The 19,184-nt window shown below is 49.0% G+C and carries 17 protein-coding genes; 6 read left to right on the forward strand and 11 right to left on the reverse strand.

The genetic code is table 11. From position 1 onward, the window contains the following. Window positions 1–37: 37 nt before the first annotated feature. The 8 genes from GHC22_RS10380 to GHC22_RS10415 all read right to left on the reverse strand — a co-directional run bounded on the left by GHC22_RS10380 (window position 38) and on the right by GHC22_RS10415 (window position 10,955). Entirely contained in the window at window positions 38–1,897 is a 1,860-nt protein-coding gene (locus GHC22_RS10380) for an STY4199 family HEPN domain-containing protein (protein ID WP_133158641.1), read from the reverse strand. 396 nt (window positions 1,898–2,293) lie between these two features. Beyond that, window positions 2,294–3,568, reverse strand: a complete 1,275-nt coding sequence (locus GHC22_RS10385; RefSeq protein WP_153752864.1) for a Glu/Leu/Phe/Val dehydrogenase — start codon at window positions 3,566–3,568, stop codon at window positions 2,294–2,296. 322 nt (window positions 3,569–3,890) lie between these two features. Next, window positions 3,891–4,859, reverse strand: coding sequence for a spore coat protein U domain-containing protein (locus GHC22_RS10390; protein WP_153752866.1), 969 nt, complete (start codon window positions 4,857–4,859; stop codon window positions 3,891–3,893). A gap of 13 nt (window positions 4,860–4,872) precedes the next feature. After that, window positions 4,873–7,158 (reverse strand): fimbria/pilus outer membrane usher protein, encoded by a 2,286-nt coding sequence (locus GHC22_RS10395; RefSeq protein WP_153752868.1) that lies wholly within the window; start codon window positions 7,156–7,158, stop codon window positions 4,873–4,875. A 55-nt stretch (window positions 7,159–7,213) separates the two neighbouring features. Further along, window positions 7,214–7,936 (reverse strand): molecular chaperone, encoded by a 723-nt coding sequence (locus GHC22_RS10400; protein WP_003833508.1) that lies wholly within the window; start codon window positions 7,934–7,936, stop codon window positions 7,214–7,216. 14 nt (window positions 7,937–7,950) lie between these two features. Beyond that, window positions 7,951–8,481 (reverse strand): spore coat protein U domain-containing protein, encoded by a 531-nt coding sequence (locus GHC22_RS10405; RefSeq protein WP_003833507.1) that lies wholly within the window; start codon window positions 8,479–8,481, stop codon window positions 7,951–7,953. 309 nt (window positions 8,482–8,790) lie between these two features. Then, window positions 8,791–9,522, reverse strand: a complete 732-nt coding sequence (locus GHC22_RS10410; protein ID WP_008784993.1) for a MerR family transcriptional regulator — start codon at window positions 9,520–9,522, stop codon at window positions 8,791–8,793. Window positions 9,523–9,725: 203 nt separating this feature from the next. Next, a complete protein-coding gene (locus tag GHC22_RS10415) occupies window positions 9,726–10,955 on the reverse strand; it encodes a diguanylate phosphodiesterase (RefSeq protein WP_111465468.1) in 1,230 nt (409 codons plus the stop codon). A 318-nt stretch (window positions 10,956–11,273) separates the two neighbouring features. Here GHC22_RS10415 and ycgZ point away from each other — a divergent pair, with 318 nt between their 5' ends. From ycgZ to GHC22_RS10435, 4 genes are all read left to right on the forward strand, one after another. After that, window positions 11,274–11,510, forward strand: a complete 237-nt coding sequence (gene ycgZ, locus GHC22_RS10420; protein ID WP_003833500.1) for a regulatory protein YcgZ — start codon at window positions 11,274–11,276, stop codon at window positions 11,508–11,510. A gap of 40 nt (window positions 11,511–11,550) precedes the next feature. Then, a complete protein-coding gene (locus GHC22_RS10425) occupies window positions 11,551–11,823 on the forward strand; it encodes a hypothetical protein (protein ID WP_008784991.1) in 273 nt (90 codons plus the stop codon). A gap of 34 nt (window positions 11,824–11,857) precedes the next feature. Beyond that, a complete protein-coding gene (locus GHC22_RS10430; RefSeq protein ID WP_008784990.1) occupies window positions 11,858–12,124 on the forward strand; it encodes a biofilm development regulator YmgB/AriR family protein in 267 nt (88 codons plus the stop codon). 133 nt (window positions 12,125–12,257) lie between these two features. Further along, window positions 12,258–12,809 carry a LuxR C-terminal-related transcriptional regulator gene (locus tag GHC22_RS10435; protein ID WP_153752869.1) on the forward strand — a complete coding sequence of 184 codons (552 nt, stop codon included), beginning with the start codon at window positions 12,258–12,260 and terminating at the stop codon, window positions 12,807–12,809. A gap of 76 nt (window positions 12,810–12,885) precedes the next feature. Here GHC22_RS10435 and GHC22_RS10440 read toward each other — a convergent pair whose 3' ends face one another. The 3 genes from GHC22_RS10440 to GHC22_RS10450 all read right to left on the reverse strand — a co-directional run bounded on the left by GHC22_RS10440 (window position 12,886) and on the right by GHC22_RS10450 (window position 16,625). After that, window positions 12,886–14,145 (reverse strand): MFS transporter, encoded by a 1,260-nt coding sequence (locus GHC22_RS10440; RefSeq protein WP_100272310.1) that lies wholly within the window; start codon window positions 14,143–14,145, stop codon window positions 12,886–12,888. Window positions 14,146–14,210: 65 nt separating this feature from the next. Then, entirely contained in the window at window positions 14,211–15,158 is a 948-nt protein-coding gene (locus GHC22_RS10445; protein WP_153752871.1) for an aminoimidazole riboside kinase, read from the reverse strand. Between the two features lie 30 nt (window positions 15,159–15,188). Next, the gene (locus GHC22_RS10450) at window positions 15,189–16,625 is read right to left on the reverse strand and encodes a glycoside hydrolase family 32 protein (protein WP_153752873.1); all 1,437 of its coding nucleotides are present in this window, start codon (window positions 16,623–16,625) and stop codon (window positions 15,189–15,191) included. Window positions 16,626–16,799: 174 nt separating this feature from the next. Between GHC22_RS10450 and GHC22_RS10455 the strand changes: the two genes are divergently transcribed. Further along, a complete protein-coding gene (locus GHC22_RS10455; RefSeq protein ID WP_153752874.1) occupies window positions 16,800–17,795 on the forward strand; it encodes a LacI family DNA-binding transcriptional regulator in 996 nt (331 codons plus the stop codon). Window positions 17,796–18,317: 522 nt separating this feature from the next. Next, entirely contained in the window at window positions 18,318–19,172 is an 855-nt protein-coding gene (locus GHC22_RS10460; protein ID WP_153752876.1) for an amidohydrolase, read from the forward strand. Window positions 19,173–19,184 lie beyond the last annotated feature (12 nt).

The raw sequence follows: 19,184 nt of genomic DNA on the forward strand, positions 1-19,184 counted from the left end.
TAATTCTCTTTCGATGAATGTGTTGTTGGATCGCTCATTATTTGACTACGTTATAAATGACCCGTTGTGAGCGACTCCAGTTATCGCCAATCGCAATATTGGGTTCATGGTTTTCTTGTTTTACGCAGTAGTTCTTAACCAGGCTTTTTAACTCTGCCTCGTTGAGTGTGCCGAACATCAGACGCGTATTCAGTTCTTTCAATAACACATCATGGAGTGAATAAGTGGTCGGTCTTTGCAGTGAAAATTGCGCCGCGTCAGCCAGTAACTCACGCGCATTATCGGCCATCAGACGGCGCTCACAGCGACCTGCAGGTTCATTTTTGGCCATTTCTTCATCGTAAGCTTTTTTCTGGGCTTTCTCAAAATTAAGCGCTCTGTCCAGTTCCGCTTTAATACCCTGAACATCCTTGGCAGAAGAACAGAATGTTTTTAAATAACGAATCTGTATGGGGGTCAGCGTGCCATTGTGGTCCGCTTGCTGACGTAATTTACCGGCCATTCTGAGGCAGCCGTTTTTTTCATCCATCAACGACGCTGATTGTAATAGGGCATTCAACGTTTCCTGGCGATCTTCCTGTAATGCGGCTTCGGCATAATACAGTTTCCAGCGCATGCCTCCGGCAAGAAACAGATTGACAACCTGGGTATCACCGCGATCGATAGCGGCGCGAAGATTTTTTTCATCCCAGGCAATGCCGATATTCGCCAGTTCTTTACGCGGATCGTTACTGGTTTCTTTTTTCGCCCCAGCAACCGTTTTACCCACTTCCCCGAGATCGCTACGGATGGACTCCGTATTCACCAGCGTCTTGGTTGAGGTTCCGAAAGTCAGTACTGAGCCAACAATAATGACGACGATACCGCCCAGCACCCAGGCTACTCGATTGCGAATGATGCGCGTATCAATTTTGATTTTTCCAATATCCTGAGCCTGAGCCACCAGATCATCCTTTATTTCCTGAACGTCACCGCCGAGATCTTCAATTTTTTGGGCTGTCTGTTCGAAATAGTGAGCAACCTCAGCATTGCTGTCATCAAAAAAGCGATCAGGGTTAACTTTTACCCGGCCTTCGTCGAAGGCCTCCTGTACCGGCTCAGTAATTTCTTGGTAATAGTAATTCATCAATGTTGTTTGGACGGAGGTTACCCGCTTATGATGCGCCAGACGGTTGCGAATTACGCGAATATCGTCAAGAAAGGTATTCAGTGTTCTACGTTTATCGTTAACAAAGCTGAGCAAAGGGGTATATTGATAAAGTGGAGAGTAGTGGATGGGATATTCGTCTTTATCAATAAATAGTGAGGCGAGTTCACTGAAAAGGGTACCGCTCAATACGTCATCACGATCGGCAACGTTGAGCCATTTTTTTACACGTTCCTGACCAAATAGTTTGTTTAGGTGCTCAAGTAGGGCTTGTTGGTTATTGTACGCTTCATTAATTAAACTACGAATGGTCAGCTCTAATGCTCGTACCTGCTGCAAACTACGTAACTGCTTTTCTTCGCCTTCGTTATGCAGCGTCGTTGAATAAGTTAATTGAGGCTGTTTTTCTCGCAAATATTCGAGCTGCCACAAAAAACGCAACGCGGCAATGGTCAGATTTCTGTCGGCAGGCTGGCCATCTGTATTTCTGCCGAGCCATTTGTTCAAGGTGCGTAATGCCGCAAGAAAGCTCGCCATTTCCTGCTCATTATAGTTAAACCGGGCCGCTACACTGCTCCAGTTGCCCAATCTCTCTCGGGCTTTATCAAGTGAATAATAAAACGTATCAGGCGAAAGTTGCGTGGGGGCTGGCATACCCAGCAGGGATAAAATTTGTGGAAACGCGCTGTCGAAAAGAGACAGGCAACGAGTAAAATCGTTGTGCTCAGAAGCAGATGAATGATCGACCATTATATTCTCACGTGGTTATTCGCTGAGTTTTCCCGGCCCGATCTAATTGCACTGTGTCAGGCAACTTTCCCTGCAGCCAGAATGCCATAATTCGACAATTATTCGGGATTTTTAATCGGTTCGTCAATATATATGGGGGGCGTAATATTGGTAGTAGACATTGCAACCAATAATGCGTTGCTATGGGTTCTTAACGCAAATTATGGTTGCAGCGATGGAATTTAATGTTTATTGGCTAACAAAATGCGCAGATATTGGGTAAGTAAAACGCAGAAAGCGGGGCAGATGAATCAGGCTACTACACGCCAATAATGCCACAAATAATGCAGCATTATTGGCGTAACTCACGACTGGCGTTTATCGTCGGTCAAAAACGTTGGCATATCTGCCGTCGTATTAGCCCGGATAAATTCCGCGATCTTTACGTGCCAGCAGAATGCGTTCGCAGGCAACAATGTAGGCTGCGGTACGCAGGGAGCAGGATTTCTCAGCTGCTTTTTCCCATACGTGCACCGTTGCATCAGTCATGATTTTGTCCATGCGATTATTGATCTCTTCTTCACTCCAGAAGAAGCTTGCCATGTCCTGGACCCATTCGAAGTAGCTGACGGTTACGCCGCCTGCGTTACATACGACGTCAGGTACCACGATGATACCGCGGCTTGCCAGCATATCATCGGCATCCGGGTAAGTCGGGCCGTTAGCGCCCTCAAGTACCAGTTTGCAGGTCAGTATTTCTGCACGCTGACGGGTAATCTGTCCTTCCAGCGCGGCAGGGATCAGGATATCCATCTCCACGCTCCAGAAGGCTTCGCTGGCGATGGTTTCAGCGCCTGGGAAACCGGCAATCTGTTTGTGCTCCAACTGCCAGGCAGACAGCGCGGTCATGTCGATACCCGTGGAGTTAAACAGCGTTGCGGTGTGATCCTGAATAGCGACGACACGCGCACCCGCTGCGGCGAACAGGCGGGCGGCTTCGCTGCCGACGTTACCGAAACCTTGTACCGCCACGCGAGCGCCTTCAACTTCAATGTTCGCACGACGCGCGACTTCCAGACCGCTGACGAAAACGCCGCGACCGGTGGCTTTATCACGGCCTAACGAGCCGCCGAGGTGAATAGGTTTACCGGTGACCACACTGGTCACGGTGGTGCCGTGGTTCATGGAGTAGGTATCCATCATCCAGGCCATGACTTTTCCGTTCGTACCTACATCCGGCGCAGGAATGTCTTTCTGCGGCCCAATGATAATGCCGATTTCGCTGGTATAACGGCGGGTTAAACGCTCCAGTTCACCTTCAGACAGTGAGAATGGATCGACGCGCACACCGCCTTTGGCTCCGCCGTACGGCAGGTTCAACGCTGCGCATTTGATGGTCATCCATGCAGACAGGGCCATCACTTCATTAAGATCAACATCAGGATGATAACGCACACCGCCTTTGCCCGGACCGCGGGAGAGGTTATGTTGCACGCGATACCCTTCAAAATGACGGATAGTGCCGTCATCCATCTGCACCGGGATATCGACAATCAGCGCGCGTTTTGGGTGGCGCAGGGTATCCACCCAATGGGAAAGTTCGCCCAGGTAAGGGGCCACACGCTCGATTTGTTGCAGGTAGGTATTCCAGGCAGATGTGCTGCTATCTGAAGCGTAAGATAACTTATCCATGATAAACCTTAGTTTTAAAAGTAATATGCTCTTAATTTGGCCGTGGTATACAGTGAATCTCACCATATAAACCTAAATTTAACATTTTTTTCATAGAACAGCCTGTCTGGCTAACACGGATTATCAGTATGAGTAGTGTGGGTTTTGGCTTGGTGGTGAATAGTTATTCTTTGTTTTGGCTGTTATCGCGGTTGTTTTGCGGTTTGTGTAGTTTAATATGCATAAATTGTAAAAATCGCAATTTGTCAGATTTATGACGCACCTCTAAAAGTAAATAATATGATAATAAAATGTGTTTGCTTTATTGCTGTTAAGCTGGGCGTCAGTAGGTCACTGCGATGGTGACAGTATCGGCATAGTTGTCTGGCGTGTAGTTTGCGCTGGGAACGGTGGCGTAAACCGGGTAGGTAGTCGTTGTCCCCGTACCGTTGCCCGCAACGGTATTGAGCGATGTATTGCCCCACACCATACCGGAAGGACCTGGCGTCGAACTAAGCTGGTAGGGGACTTTATCCGTATTTGACCCCGAGCCTGCCATCACGCCGCTGCCTGCCGTATTGCCGTTGGAGGGTTGAAGTCCGATGGTGTAAGGGGTGTTATTAGAGCATGCTACGCCAACGGTGTTTGACGCCGTGAGATTACGACCCGTTCCGCTGGTGGGGGCAAAGCTGATGTTAGTCGCGGAGGTGATATTACACTGTTTGCTGACAGCAGCTGTGACGGTGAAAGGAAACCTGGCGGCAACGGTATCACCACAGGTGGTCGGTGGGAAAAGCAATCCAGGATTAAGGGTGACAAGGGCTGTCGCCGCCGTATAGCTATCCTGATAGTTTCCGGGGACGGCGGCGATTTGTGGCGTGACGATCTGCGCCGATACCGTGAGTGAACCCGTCACTGGCGTCAGATTCAGCAGGTTAAGCTGTACCATCGGAAAAGTGGTTCCCGACTGATACTGGCTGCCCCAGACTTTGGTGCGCCCGCTATCCTGGTAAAGCTGGTATGCCAGCGTTCTGGCGGGGTTTCCGCTTAATGACATATTTCGCGGTGTCACCTGGCCACTGACGGCCGAGGCGCCAATATTAAAACAGAGATTGATCCCTGCCAGCACGTCACCAAGCTCTTTGGTGCAAGTGTAACTGAACGTCATTGATGACGTTGCGCCTGTCGCAGACAGTGGATTGACCGAACCTAAATTTATGGCTTGCACATTGCTCACCGAACAGGTTACCGCATGGCTAATTGCCGGATAAAAAAGTACGGCAGCGATGAGTAGCAGATGTCTTAACCTCATGAACGCACTCCTGTTAGTGTGGGCGACAAACCAGTGGACCTATTTGCACAATCCCCTTTGCTGACGCGGGATAGTCAAATTGCACGCGACAACTACCGGTGTCCGTATCAACGCGCAGCGTGTTGTGCTGCTCCAGGGTGTCGAACCATGTCATTCCATCAAAGCCAACGACAGACGATTGTCCTTTTCCGTTGATGGCGTAAGCCATGCTGCCTTCAGGAATTGGCTTACCCTGATTGTCGACGAGGATAATCTGCGCAGCGTGGACGGGGGTGATGCCAAAGCTAACCAAAGTACCGGAACGATCGGCTGGCGTGGCATTCGTCTCAACGCGTGCGATCCGCATATTGGCAGGGAGATCCATCGGGTCAATACTGATCAGGTTTTTTTGATAACTGTTAAGCGGTGTGACCAACAGTAGTCCCTGGTCATCGCTGCGGCCAATCAGGTTATTTTGCAATTTGACCGGAACATCAGGCACGCCGTCAGTTGAGACGACGGCAAAACCATTATTGATTTCTCTTGCTGCAAACAGGCCGCCTCCCATGGTCACCAGCGATCCGGTTGCGCCTGCATAACCGTAATGGTTATCCGGTAAACGGCTGAATCCCGCGTACGCTTTACCATAACGTCCCAGATATCCCACTTCGCCCTGGCCACTTTGCCGGGAAGCCTGCTGACTGGCAGCCAGATTCCAGCCCCAGCCGCCGTCGGCAGGGGGCGTCAGGCTGGCGTTGAGCTGGTAACCGGTTTCGTCGTTGGTACGTTGTAGGGTGCTGCTGGCGCTCAGATTGTTGTCGGTCGTGATGGTTACCATCAGATAGAGGCTACGATCGCGGTTGTCGTCAATGTTCTGGTTGAATCCGGCATTCAGTGAGATGTTGTCGGTGAGAGATTTAAACCAGCTGGCATTGGCGTAGCGCACCGCATTTTCGTGTGGATATCGAAACTGCAAATAGCTCAGGCTGACATTTCCAGCTGCTTCCAGCGAATAACCAATAACCGTGTTGCTGTTAAGCGTGGGGGGCGGCTCACCGTAATGGGTGGCGACATCGCGATAATCGCCGGAAGTTGCCGTGGTACTGGTACTGAAATTAAACCGTTCGCCGGACCAACGGTAACCAAAACTGTACAAAAACCCGTTCTTTCCTGAGTCGGTACTTGCGGCAAGTGAGGTCGAAAACGTGCCGCTGCGGGTTCCTGGGATCCAGTCGTTACTGAAGCCCGCGTTAATCAGTCCATCGCTGGTTTCCGCGTGAGTCCCGGCGGTGAACGTATTGCTAAACCCGCGACGCCACGTAGCGCTCAATACCGGTGCGCTGGCATAATCAAAAGAGGAGTAACCATAATTTTCGCGTACCGTGCCTAATTCTGCCGACCAGGCGGTTAATCCTTCCCGCAGGAGTTGCTGATCGTTGTAGAACGAGAAATTTTGTACGCTCGTTCTGCCCAATGCATCTGTCATCATCACCTGACCCGTTCCCGCGCCGCTGATGTTAGGCATTGTGTTGATCTGAAAGCTACCTGCGGGGACTTCTCCGTTGTAGTACCTGACGCCGTCGACGTACAGCTCAACGTTTGACGGTAACGTCGCGGATCCCAGATATGCTGGAAGCGGGGTGGTTGGCATATAGGGCTGTAACCCAAAATCGGTGCCTATCTGAATGCCGCCGATTCGCGTCGGTCGAGACCAGATGAGTGAACTTGTCAGGGTATCGCCAACGGTTAACGCCAACATCGAATCAGGAAATGACGTACGCCAGCTGGTGTCGAGGCGCTCAACGCTGTTATCGGCATATTCCTCGGTAGAGTACTGCGTCAACTGAGTGGTGCTGAGCACGCCGGTCGCATTGAAGGCGCGAATTTCGCTGAAGGTATTGATTGCGCTTTCATCCCCCTGTTGCGTATAGATATCATAATTGAGCAGCGCCCCGCGTGATGTTGTTGCCGTTGGCGCGGTTTCGGTGGGCGAGTTAAGCTGCGTGGTCGCAAGATCGAGTGAACTGAGCGGCGCAGTAAGCGAGAGCGTTTGCAACTGAACGTTGTAGTCAATGGTTAGCTGGGGGATATCGTTCAGGCAGACGGCGTTAGTGGCGTCTGGAGCAAAGCGAAAGCCCATTTTACGCAGAGTATCTGCTCCTGCATAAAGCTTTCCATTATCGTAGCCAAAATGAACCAGCCCAACGGGATTCCCATTTAAGGTGACGTCGAGATACAAATCGACTCCCGTAATCTGCGAGGCGCTATTAATAACACCATTTTCGTTCTGGTTATTATTCAGCGTTTGTGCGCAAACCATTCCCGATATTAATACTCCATTGAGAAAGCAATATTTCACCAGAAGCCAGGATCTGTTACAGATCTTGTACTGTTTTTTGGCCATTGATTGTGACTTCAACTTTCCCGCCGTAATGATTATTCCTGGCTGACGGGGAAACTATCCAGCGCATTGTTGATCCGGGTAAAACGTAGCCTAATAGTCCGGGTGTAATGACTTTTTTAGTACCGTCAGGGCTTATAAATGTTGCAGCAGATAACTGTGCATGCCCATTTCCCTGATTACTGACTTCAATAAATTTTTTGCCATCCAGCTGCTGTAATTTCCATTGCAGTTTTGCCTGCGTTTGTGCCGCTGATGTTGGTTGAATGAAAACGGGAACAGAATAATGCAGCACAAACTGAAGCTTGTTTTTTTCTACTTTTGCAGGCGGTAACTCATCTATCGACAAACGATAAGCGTCTTCGGCATGTGCCGAGGGAGGGCTTGTACGAATAACGCGTATCAGCTGTCGTTCTCCAGGGGCTAATGCTAACATCGGCGGGCTAATCACCAGCCCCTGAGAGGGGGAGAGTTTGTCGTCATAAGCGCTTTGACTCCAGCGAAAAACCCGAACCTGGGCATTGAGCACATTTTCACCCGCGTTACTCAGCCAGATACCATCGGCATTTTGCGTCGCTTGCAACGTTAACGTGACCGGGGCTATTTGCAGTCCGCTGGCGGTGGCAAGATTGACGCTCGCAACCATCCCTAGCAGGCATGCGCAGGCACACTGCTTTACAGGCAGTTTTACTCTCATATGGCTTCCTGAAGTTAGTAGTTAACGTTAACCGTTACCGTGTCGGCATAGTCGTCAGGAGTGAAGTTGGCGCTCGGTGCGGTGGCATAAACAGTATACGTTTGCGCCAGACCTGTACCCGTCGCCGCTACCCCATTTCCAGGTGCGGTGTCGGTGGCGGTATTCCCCCACACCGGACCTGTTGCTGATGTACGATTTAGCTGATAGGGCACTTTGTCGGTATTGGTGGCAGCGTTAGCTACGGAGGACATGGCGCCAGATCCTGTTGTCGTCCCTCCATTGGCAGCCGACGGTGCCAGACCGATAAAATAGGGCGTGGTTTTTGAGCAATTAATTGAAATAGTGTTGCTTGCACTGGTATTTGTCGCCGTGGTATTCACCGGACCAAGTGTAATATTTGAAGCCGAACCGGCAGTTACGGTACAGGCCTTTTGAATCGTCATCAGCACCTGAAATGTTCCGTTAACGGTTGCTGCATTTGCCACAGAAATAATGGAAAAGGCGCAGCAACAAAGAATTAAGCGTTTGTCTAAGACTAGAGCCATATCCTTTACCTTTTTCAAATAACCACATTTATTACTTTAGAAAAACAATAATGTGGCACAAGAAGACATAATTTAACCCTAGAATAAGTATTAGACGTACGCCAGTTGATCTAATGAATTTTACTTAGGAAAAAGGTGATGTCGTCTGCAAAAAAATAATACCAATGGGTTAGTATATTGTTTTATTTTTATGCTATGGCTGGGGTTAAGTCAGGAGGATAGAGGGCAACATATTCCTTGGGTGGTACTCAAAATAACCAGCCAAAAAATGAGAGTTGTATGATTTATCTTACACGTATTACGTGTAGGTTACGGGCTGTGGAAGATGACCTTATAACCTTGTTCATTCCAGTGTTGGAGCAGTTCATTTTGTCTGCGGGTTGGCGTAATACCGGTCCAGACAAAAAGGGTTTGCCCAGGGAAAAGTTCAGGTCTTGGCGATTCAATGGGTTCAGCCAGAACGGCAATATGCCAACCAGATTGCGATAAGCGCCAGGCTTCGAGCCACAGACGGGTTCTGTCTTCAACATCCCAGGCCATCAGGAGGGCATCCTTTCCTGACTTGCGCCGCGTTTCAGACAGCAGTGTGGCAACATATTCAATCAATGCGCCATCAAGCATGCTGTTCATTATGCGGGATGTATTATGGTCAAGTATCAGCCGTTGACGTACGGGAAGATAAACGTGATCGATCAGCGCATCTACGGGGTGAACGCGACCGAGTGCAGTAATTTTGGCTCGCAGCTTCGGTGGATGCGCCATGCGAAGAATGCTCATCATCTCTTCTTGTAATTGATTCCAGTCGTCGTCAGCTTGACGGGTACTGGTTTCCAGCAATGCCTTAACTTTCCCAACAGGTATGCCATTGCTAATCCAACGTTTTATTTCTTCAATACGCTGAATATCTTCTTCATCAAAGAGTCGGTGGCCACCTTCACTGCGTTGAGGTTTGAGTAAACCGTAACGTCGTTGCCATGCCCGAAGGGTGACAGGATTTATCCCGCAACGTTCTGCGACATCCCCAATGCTGTAATAAGCCATAGTTCCCCCGGACACTCCTGATTCTCCGTCACCGATATGCGGTTCCTGTTACTTTGTACAACATGCATCAAATTGTACAAAACATACAGAGGATTCTAGCAAAATTAAGATTTACTTTACTATCACGCAGGGAGTAAATGCTGAATTTTTATGTTCAGCATGAGGGCGGTTGTGGTGATTGTTTATTTATAACAATGCGTTAGTTATTTTGACGCTGAGAAATCATTTTTCTCTGGCCATGCAACAGACGGAATACCATTCAGGCAGGCTTGTGCAAAAAGGTTACCCTGGAAGATTTCAATACCTGCGGACTCAAGCCACATCCACTCTTCAGGTTTTTCAACGCCGACTGCGGAAATCATGATTTCCAGTGAAGTGCAGCATTTTATAATTGCCTGAATGATGGCCTGTCTTGGTCCACTTTTATGCACATCCGTGATCAGCTCGCGGCTTATCTTAATTCGGTCGGGTTGAAAACGAGACAGAAGCTGAAGCCCGGCAAAACCTGCCCCAAAATGATCTATCGCCACACAGATCCCCGCAGCCTTGAGTGACTTTACGGCCTGCGCGAACGTATCAAAGCGCGATATAACTTCGCTTTCGGTAAACTCTACAATGATTTGTTCAGGCACCAGTCCGTGCGCCGCGATTTCGTTTATCAGAAAGCTGACTGCATCGGGTTTGTTTACCAGGGTCATGGGGAGCAGATTGACTGACAGCATTTTGTCGTTAAGTCCCAGCGCGCTTGCCATTGCAAAAGCAGTCTTTTTGCTCTGCAGATCCGCGGTATACAGTTCTTCAGGATTTAAGTTGCCAAAATAAGTTGCGGGCGTTTCACCGTCTCTACCACGAATAAGTGCTTCCAGAGCAATGACGCGCTGCGACATAGGATCGATAATGGGTTGAAAAGCAAAGCTGAAATCGATATTGGACTGGAGTGTGCTTCCATCCAGGAGAGTACAAGAGTTGTCGGCAATAAAACTCCAGTAATCAGGCGCAGGTATTTCAAAATAACTCGATTTTTCCGTCGCAAGGACAAATGTGCGGAAAAACTGTAATGCCCGGTCATCATAGGTGAGCTGAAATTTTGATGTTCCCTTGTTAAGTACCGCTTGCAGGACGTCATTGCGTTCATGTTTTTGTAAATCAAATAACTCCATTCCCACCTTTCCGAATCTTCTCGCAGGCGCGTAATCACACATCAGCTCAACGATATTGTGGTGCCGTGGGTCGTTACATATACAACGATAAATCTCTTTTACCTGCTCCTCAGGTCCTTCAAGCAGTTGGAAAAAGTGGCGGCCATTAAAGAGTAAAATTCCCGTAACATCGGATCGCCGGTTTTTTAGATTTGCGGCTGTCACCATATCCTCAAGCGCTCTGAGGGGGGCGTCATCACGTAGATGGCTACGGTAAATAATGGTCGTGAGCATGGACAGTCCGGGATCAAGGGAAGGGAAGAGATATGGACAGTATCAAACAAACCAGCTTATGTCCTGATTTTAATACATTATTCTAACTTTATTTTTACAAACAAAGGCCCTTAAAAAGATCGAATTCATTCGTTAAACGAAGTGGATTGTACAACTGAATTTGATTTTATGTAGTTTGACATTGATCTAAATTACTGATTATATTGATTTAGCACTTTTTGATAAAAATTGATGGTTCGCGTTGTACACATTTTTGGTACAACTTTGCTACTGTTATAAAACTTAATATTCACCAGCATTTTGTTACAGGAGCATGACATGCAGCAGCATACCGTTCGCACTGATACTGCAAGCGCGATTTCTCGTTACTTTGCGAAGGCGCATCTGCCAACTCAACAGGAAACATTGGGAGAAATCGTCACTGAGATACTCAAGGATGGACGAAATCTGAACCGCAAATCACTTTGCACCAAGCTTCTGTGTCGTCTTGAAAAAGCATCCGGGGAGAAAGAACAGAAACATTACAATGCGTTAATTGGTCTGCTTTTTGAATAAAATAAACCCCTTACTTATAGGGGTAAGTAGTGAAGGAGTTATGAAGAAAACTGATAGTGAACGCCTGAAACATGAAATTACAGGTTTGGCTGTGCTAGAAATTTTGCGAATGCATACAGACGTTTCGTTAGCCGCAGTGATTAAGCAATTGCGACTTATGCAGGCCAGTGAAATAGATGGCACACGCAAGCAATTAATTGACAGCGTTATCAATGATTTTACAAACATTAATCCGGGGAAGATAAGTAGAAAACCGGATAAAACCAGAGATGAGAGTGCTTTCAGTGCCAGCAAAAACCCTAAATTACATTAAAGATAATCTTCCAGACTATACAAGCGAGGTTACCATGCTTCATGAAATTAATGTCCACAGTGTAATGACGGATAAAGCTTTATCAAGTTACTTCCATAATGCAGGTGAGCTATTAGCAGATGAGTCTGTGGTATTGGGACAGGCGGTAACAAATGTAATTCTGGCAGGTGATAATGTTAATAATAAAAACATCATTTTAAGCCTGATTAGTTCTCTGGAATCAACAGTTGACGTTGTCCAGGCAGATGTTATCAGAAAAACCCTGGAAATAGTGCTGCGCTACACAGCTGACGACGTCTAAAAAGTCTTCATATTAATATAATATGTACAGTACCTTTGTTATATGCTGAAAGCACTCATGCTGAGCATTTTTTTGATTAAGACTATACATAGCACCCTCTCTAGAACAATTGTGATTTTTCATTGAGGCCATAATGATGAACATCGTTCAGGAACACACTGGAAACGCAGATTTATGGATTGATGATATTTTTATCAGGAAAGGGCTAAAGAATATTCTTGCAGATATTGTTTTCGAAGATGATAAGACGCATCTGGTTTTTTTCACTGCCAATCACTTTGAGGCGGTAAAAAGGCAAAATTACGATCTGAAAACGCATCGTCTGGTACTGCTGATTGATGGTCATCTGTACAGATATCTCAATGATTTATCACTTTACAGACTGCCAATAGATGTTAGCGTTGCCACATTCAAACAATTTATTATTGATATTACTCGTTCTGGCGGTATACACGACAATCAGTCGGAACTAAATATTTCTCTGACTGCGCGAGATAAATATATTTTAACGCAGTTAGGGGAGGGGCGAACTATTTTTGAGATATCAGCTTTGTTAAATCTACATTTAAAAACGATTTACCAGGCCAGGCAGAATCTGATCAAGAAACTTGGTTGTTCTGGGCTGATTGATTTTCAGGGAATACTGCGAGCGAAAATATTCCGCAACTGGCTGGAACATGCCTGAGTAAATCGACAGTTCGTACTTACTGTTGGGGGATACGACAGGGCCAATGGCCCTGTCCGATATATTTTAAACTTCGCTACTCTGTCACCAGTTCATTTCCCATCTTCTGCTGATGATGCTTTTTGCTCAACGAGAAATAGCCAAATATTAGCGTTATTACCACAATGCTGGCCATAATCAGGAAGATTTCCTGATAGCCCACTTTATCAAACAACTTACCGACAGGCAGTGACAGCACGATAATGCCAATGGAACTGGCGATATTGAAGCCAATGAGATATATCGTTGATGACAGGCGTTTGTCAAAATTCGCTACGCTGAATTTAAACACTGAAATAACAAACAGTGGAACTTCCAGCGCATGAAGCATTTTAATCAAGGAGATAATATAGATATCGGTGAACAGTGCTGAACCCAGGATTCGACAGGTCATGATTGTGCCACCCAGCAGCAATGCGGATTTAGGCCCGATGCGGTTAATCAGGAATGGAACCAGCGCCATACCGACGGCTTCCATAAAGACCTGTACCGAATTGAGATAGCCGTATACGCGTGGTGCCAGTTCGGGATCGTCAAATAAGCTGGCGTAAAACACCGGGAACATCTGCTGATCGTAGATGCTATAGAACGACCAGGTACCGACGACAAAGATAACGAAAAACCAGAACTGCGTATCTTTAAAGATAGTGAGAAAATCATTTCGGGTCAGCGCGTTGGGTTCAGGAGAGCGCGTTTTTACAGAAGATGGGGCGGGTGAGTTGGTTTTGAACAAGACGTTAATCAACAGGAATAACACCCCCATTACCGATACGCACCAGAAGTTAATGTGTGGGTTGATGCTGAAGAAGATACCGCCAACAAATGTCCCTGCGGCGTAGCCAAGCGATCCCCACAAGCGGGCGGTGCCGAATTCAAAGTTGAATTTGCGGCTCACTTTTTCGACGAAGCTTTCAACCAGACCACAACCCGCGAGGTAGCCAAGGCCAAAGAAAATAGCTCCCAGCGCCATACCAAGTTTGAAGTTGGAGGTCAGCAGCGGTTCGTAAACATAAATCAGGAACGGGCCGCTGAGCGTGATGACTATCCCCATCAGCCAGATAAGGTGTTTACGGGTGCCGAGCTTATCCTGCAGAAAACCGTAGACCAGCATAAACAGCATGCTAAAGAACTGGTTTACGGCATACAGCATTCCCAGCTCCGTTCCGGACAGGCCAAGTTTATTTTTTAGCCATATTGCATAAAAAGACCACCACAACGACCAGGCGGCAAAGAAAAAGAGCAGATACCCGGATGAGTATCGATATTTGTCATTACTGAACGGCATATTTATTTTCATGATTTTTCCAATCCAGATCAGGTCATTGTAAGGTCTTTCTGATACGACGTAACGAGTGCGCTTTATTACGGGGTAATCGTCCTCCGTAGCGACGGTTGTGACTGAATAAAGCTGCTCAGGTGTTGGCTGTCGGGAAACGCGCTTAGCGCGCCACGCCGGGTGGTCGCCAGAGCACCACAAGCGCTGGCCTGCTCGATAAGTGGAAGTAGCGTTGACGTCGATGTGGGCCAGCCTTCCTCGGCGAGTGCCGCCAGCAGCCCGGCCATAAAGGCATCACCGGCGCCGGTAGTATCGATACTTTCGACGTTATAGCCGCTTAAAGTTAGCCTGCTGTTTTGCCAGAAAGCGATAGCGCCGTCGGCACCGCGGGTGACGATTTTCAGGCGTGCAGGAAAATCAACCAGACGTTCGCAGGCGCTACTGAGACAGTTGGTCTGTGTTAGCCACAGCAGCTCTTCTTCCGACATCTTCAGAATGTCGCTCCGCCGGGCAAACTCGTAGACAAGGTCAAACATCTGCATCTCGTTGCTCCACATCTGCGGACGCAGATTGATGTCAAAGCTCAGAGTACCGCCGCTCTGTCTCAATGCGGCCATAGCCTGGGCGAGGGTGGCGCGGCAGTCAGGGGCAACCAGCGCCAGCGAACAGAAGTGCAGAATATCGGCGCCAAAGTCGGGTAGTCTCGCCGGGCTGAGAAATTGATCGGCAGACGGATTGACCAAAAACTCAAACTGCCGCTCGCCGTTGGGAGCCAGTGAAACCAGTACGGTACTGGTGTGCTGATGTGCATCAAACTCCAGACTTCCTGTATCCACCTGCGCTGTTTCCAGCGTCTGATGCAGAAATCGACCAAAAGTGTCATTGCCCACACGGCCAATAAAACCGCTGGCGCGGCCAAGGCGAGCCACGCCGATTGCCACATTGAAGGGAGCGCCTCCCGCGCAGGCTTCAAACTGCATATTGTCGCGCGGCAATAAATCCACCACAGCGTCTCCGAGCGTCCAGATAGTCATTATTTTTCCCCAAAGCAGTAAGACGGATGTTTATTTGGCGCTGAGCGGCCAGGCATGCCCTTGATTAAAAATGGCGTGTCCGTTCAGGCTGAATAAGGTCAGTTGGCGATCGTCCGGTTCAGGATAAATACGACTGCTAAGGGTATATTCACCGTGATTGACAAATACCTCTACCGAGGAGCTGTCGATAAATAAGCGCAGATCCAGCCGGTCACCAACTGGCAGCGGCACGCTGCGATAACCAGAGAGACCATGCTGCGGGTAGCGACGATCCAGCACCAGACGCTGTGCCTGAGCATCGACGTAGACCCGTAGTCCGCCACCCAGCGCGATACCATATTCATCAGCACTGCTGCGGGCGATATCGATGCTCAGTTCGACTTCAATAGCGTGCGCCTGCTCCTCTACCATCAGGGTGCGATTGTGCAGTTCGCTGACCGGCCAGACATGAAGCTCACCGCGTAATAATTCCAGCTCTTTCACCGGGTTCATACGCAGCCGCTGATCGGTATCGAGCGTCACCTCGCGGGGGAGGGTAAGCATGCCCGCCCAGCCGTCGGCTTGTTCTGGCATTGGCGATTCCCACATCGACAGCCAGCCAATCACGATGCGGCGCCCATCCGGGGTGGTAAATGACTGGGGGGCGTAAAAATCATGCCCGTGATCCATCTCCTGGAAGGCGTGGGTGACGTGAAAATGGAGATTATCCTGCCATTCGCCGACCATATAGCCGCTCTGGAACAGGTTACGGTAATCGTATCCGTCTGCGGCGATGCCCTGCGGCGAGAACATGAAGACGAGCTTATCGTTGAGTGGGAAGAGGTCTGGGCACTCCCACATGTAGCCCATGCTGTCATCGGCCCTGCCAAGCGTGCTGGCAAACTGCCAGTGCTGTAGATCTTGCGAGCGATAGAGCTGCACTTCGCCCACGTCATCGACCCGGGCGCCCACCACCATGTACCAGTTGTCTCCCTCTTGCCAGACTTTCGGATCGCGAAAATGGTGTACGCCTCGTGGGGTATCCAGAATCATGCCCTGGCGTTCAAAGTGAATTCCATCGGTGCTGGTGGCCAGGCACTGTACCTGATACAGGTTTTCCTCTTTCGCCTCGCCGTCAAACTTGTGTCCGGTGTAGATCAGGGCCAGCTTATTGCCTTCAACCACCGCTGAACCGGAAAAACAGCCGTTTTTATCTTCCGGCCCTTCTGGGGCCAGTGCGATGGGTAAGTGCTCCCAGTTCACCATATCGCGGCTGCGCGCATGGCCCCAGTGCATTGGTCCCCAGACCGGCTGCCACGGATAGTGCTGATAGAACGCATGGTAGTAACCATCGAACCAGGACAGACCGTTGGGATCGTTCATCCAACCCGCTGGTGGCGCCAGGTGATAGCGTGGATACCAGCGCGGGTTTACAAGGTCTTTCTGCTGGCTTAAGGCTTCGTTGGCTTTGGAAAGTAGTGACGTCATTTGCTTGTCCCTGTAAGTGAATTGATCAAAAGATAACGTTAACATTCTCGGTTTTCTCGCAGATTTGATGGTAATATCGATGTTAATCACAAAAGTTAACGTTAACATTTTGCGGGCGTTATCGAGATCGCATTTTCAGACCCCGGCAAAGTGAACATCGGCGAAGGAGAGGGTATGGCATCTTTAAAGGATGTGGCGCAGCGGGCTAACGTCTCGTTAATGACCGTATCGCGGGCGATTAACGAGCCCGAACGACTACGGCCTGAAACCTATAAAAAGGTGATGGAAGCGGTAGATGCGCTGGGGTATGTCTCCGATCTCTCCGCTAAAAAAATTCGTGGCGCGAAAACCACGGCTAACACGATTGGGGTGCTGGCGCTGGACACCATGACTACGCCATTTTCCGTGGAGATAACGCTCTCTATCGAAGAGACCGCGCGGGCACACGGTTGGAATAGCTTTGTGGTGAATATGTTCAGCAATGACAAGCCAGAGAAAATGGTTGATCTGCTGCTGGCGCATCGTCCGGACGGTATTATCTACACCGCGATGGGGCTGCGCCAGGTACCGGTACCGGAAAAGCTGCATAAGTATCGCTGCGTGCTGGCGAACTGTGAAAGCACAAGCGGCCCTTTCCCCACCTATATTCCCGATGATGAACAAGGGCAATATCTTGGCGTGAAAGCGCTGCTGGCCGCAGGCTATCGCCGACTGCTGTGCATCCACCTGCCGAAAGGAATTGTGGCGACCGATCGCCGTCGGGCGGGAATGGAAAGGGCTTGTCGTGAAGCGGGTGTCGACCCTGATGCAATGTTCCACCACTATCTTCCGCCGGGCGAGCGCCACCATATTGATGCGGCGGAGATTGCCGGGCATTACCTGAGCGGCGCGCGCCCGATCTTCGATGCGGTGGTGTGCGGTAACGACCGCGTGGCTTTTGTTATTTACCAGGTCTTGCTGGGGCGAGGGCTGCGCATTCCGCAGGACGTCGCTGTGCTGGGCTATGACAATATGGTGGGCACCGGCGAGCTATTTTTGCCGCCGCTATCAACGGTACAGCTGCCGCACTATGAAATCGGTCGTCTTAGCGCGCTGCATCTTATCCAGGGGCTCGATCACCGGGATACCGTGCGGGTAGACAGCCCCTGGCTTCCGCGCGCCTCAATATGATTAACCTAACTGCTTCGTTTCATCAACCGGAGGGATGTGTGAATTATGTGGGGGGTATCGCTAATTTGCTGGTGGATGTTACAAAACTGAAACGTGGGGGTACTGCTAAGTCACGGTTTAGCGCGCAAGGCTCAAAGTTGGGGCGTGTATTAAACTCTCGTCGTAATTTAGGGTTTCAATAAAATAACCGTTATTTATTAATGTTAACGTATCAATACATCGTAACTTACGAAACGTTTAGATTTTAGTTCGTACTTACCCATCTATCGCTCTTCTCTGCTCATTCTGCTTCTGTAACTTCAGCGGGACGCACAAGCGTCCACCACATTAACCACATGCAATAGTTCAGCCAGTGACATCGGATTCTACGGCGGTTATAGGCTTTTACGTCCCTTTTTTAGCCTACAGATAAACCGTGAAAATTGTGATCCCGTACTCAGATAGTGCATTCCGTGGTTGCCTTTTAACCATAGACTTTTATTGTATTCTTATTGTATACAATTTAAATACAAGAGAGTGAGTATGAAAGTGATTGATACCCATAACCATGTTTGGCATTGCCAGGGAGAACATTTTGCCTGGATCACAGACGATCTGGCGGCAATTCGCCGTGATTTTCTTATTGACGATTTGCAGACCGTATTGGCTGAAAACCACATCGAAGGCGCCATTTTAGTACAAGCCATCCCTTCAATTGAGGAGACCGAATGGCTACTGGAAATAGCTGAGCATCACGATGAAGTAAAAGGTGTTGTGGGATGGGTGGATATAAACCGCGGGGCTGGGATCGCAGAGGATTTGCAGAGACTGCAGAGAAAATCCCGCTATCTGAAAGGGATCCGCTATATGTCTCAGGGCTTGCCTGAGAGCCATTTAGTGACCCCGCAATTTATCCAGGGGGTACGATGCGTTGGAGAGCAGGGGCTGGTGTATGAACTGCTGGTTACGCACCAACAGCTGGAGGCGGCAAGCCAGCTTATCTCTGCTTGTCCGGAAGTGACCTTTGTTATCGAACATGCGGCAAAACCCGCAGTTCGCGACGGGGAAATTACCCGCTGGCGTGAACAGTTAATGTTGATTGGTGAGGCTTACAGCAATGTTTTTTGCAAACTATCAGGCCTGGTCACGGAAGCGGATTATGCCCGCTGGACGGGACCTGAGCAGGCGAGCCAGGAGCTTGAACCTTATTTTAGCTCGGTTTTTGCCGCATTTGGTGATGAGCGAGTGATGTATGGATCTGACTGGCCTGTTTCTCTACTGGCATTACCGTGCGCCGACACTTTAGGGCTTTACCAGAGCTACCTGCAATCTCACCAGGCTCTTTCCAGCGATAACTTTTTTTATCGCGTGGCAGAGAAGGTTTACTCATTAAAGTAACAGGGGGGCACT

It is taken from the genome of Citrobacter sp. H12-3-2, from assembly GCF_009649895.1.
In the GTDB taxonomy this organism is placed as follows: domain Bacteria; phylum Pseudomonadota; class Gammaproteobacteria; order Enterobacterales; family Enterobacteriaceae; genus Citrobacter; species Citrobacter portucalensis.

Bases quoted from the DNA above. Each gene is read 5' to 3' on its own strand.
- GHC22_RS10445 (WP_153752871.1), bottom strand. From the start codon at position 15,158: ATGACTATCTGGACGCTCGGAGACGCTGTGGTGGATTTATTGCCGCGC.
- GHC22_RS10400 (WP_003833508.1), bottom strand. From the start codon at position 7,936: ATGAGAGTAAAACTGCCTGTAAAGCAGTGTGCCTGCGCATGCCTGCTA.
- GHC22_RS10410 (WP_008784993.1), bottom strand. From the start codon at position 9,522: ATGGCTTATTACAGCATTGGGGATGTCGCAGAACGTTGCGGGATAAAT.
- GHC22_RS10390 (WP_153752866.1), bottom strand. From the start codon at position 4,859: ATGAGGTTAAGACATCTGCTACTCATCGCTGCCGTACTTTTTTATCCG.
- GHC22_RS10460 (WP_153752876.1), top strand. From the start codon at position 18,318: ATGAAAGTGATTGATACCCATAACCATGTTTGGCATTGCCAGGGAGAA.
- GHC22_RS10440 (WP_100272310.1), bottom strand. From the start codon at position 14,145: ATGAAAATAAATATGCCGTTCAGTAATGACAAATATCGATACTCATCC.
- ycgZ (WP_003833500.1), top strand. From the start codon at position 11,274: ATGCAGCAGCATACCGTTCGCACTGATACTGCAAGCGCGATTTCTCGT.
- GHC22_RS10425 (WP_008784991.1), top strand. From the start codon at position 11,551: ATGAAGAAAACTGATAGTGAACGCCTGAAACATGAAATTACAGGTTTG.
- GHC22_RS10405 (WP_003833507.1), bottom strand. From the start codon at position 8,481: ATGGCTCTAGTCTTAGACAAACGCTTAATTCTTTGTTGCTGCGCCTTT.
- GHC22_RS10455 (WP_153752874.1), top strand. From the start codon at position 16,800: ATGGCATCTTTAAAGGATGTGGCGCAGCGGGCTAACGTCTCGTTAATG.
- GHC22_RS10415 (WP_111465468.1), bottom strand. From the start codon at position 10,955: ATGCTCACGACCATTATTTACCGTAGCCATCTACGTGATGACGCCCCC.
- GHC22_RS10380 (WP_133158641.1), bottom strand. From the start codon at position 1,897: ATGGTCGATCATTCATCTGCTTCTGAGCACAACGATTTTACTCGTTGC.
- GHC22_RS10395 (WP_153752868.1), bottom strand. From the start codon at position 7,158: ATGGTTTGCGCACAAACGCTGAATAATAACCAGAACGAAAATGGTGTT.
- GHC22_RS10385 (WP_153752864.1), bottom strand. From the start codon at position 3,568: ATGGATAAGTTATCTTACGCTTCAGATAGCAGCACATCTGCCTGGAAT.
- GHC22_RS10435 (WP_153752869.1), top strand. From the start codon at position 12,258: ATGATGAACATCGTTCAGGAACACACTGGAAACGCAGATTTATGGATT.
- GHC22_RS10430 (WP_008784990.1), top strand. From the start codon at position 11,858: ATGCTTCATGAAATTAATGTCCACAGTGTAATGACGGATAAAGCTTTA.
- GHC22_RS10450 (WP_153752873.1), bottom strand. From the start codon at position 16,625: ATGACGTCACTACTTTCCAAAGCCAACGAAGCCTTAAGCCAGCAGAAA.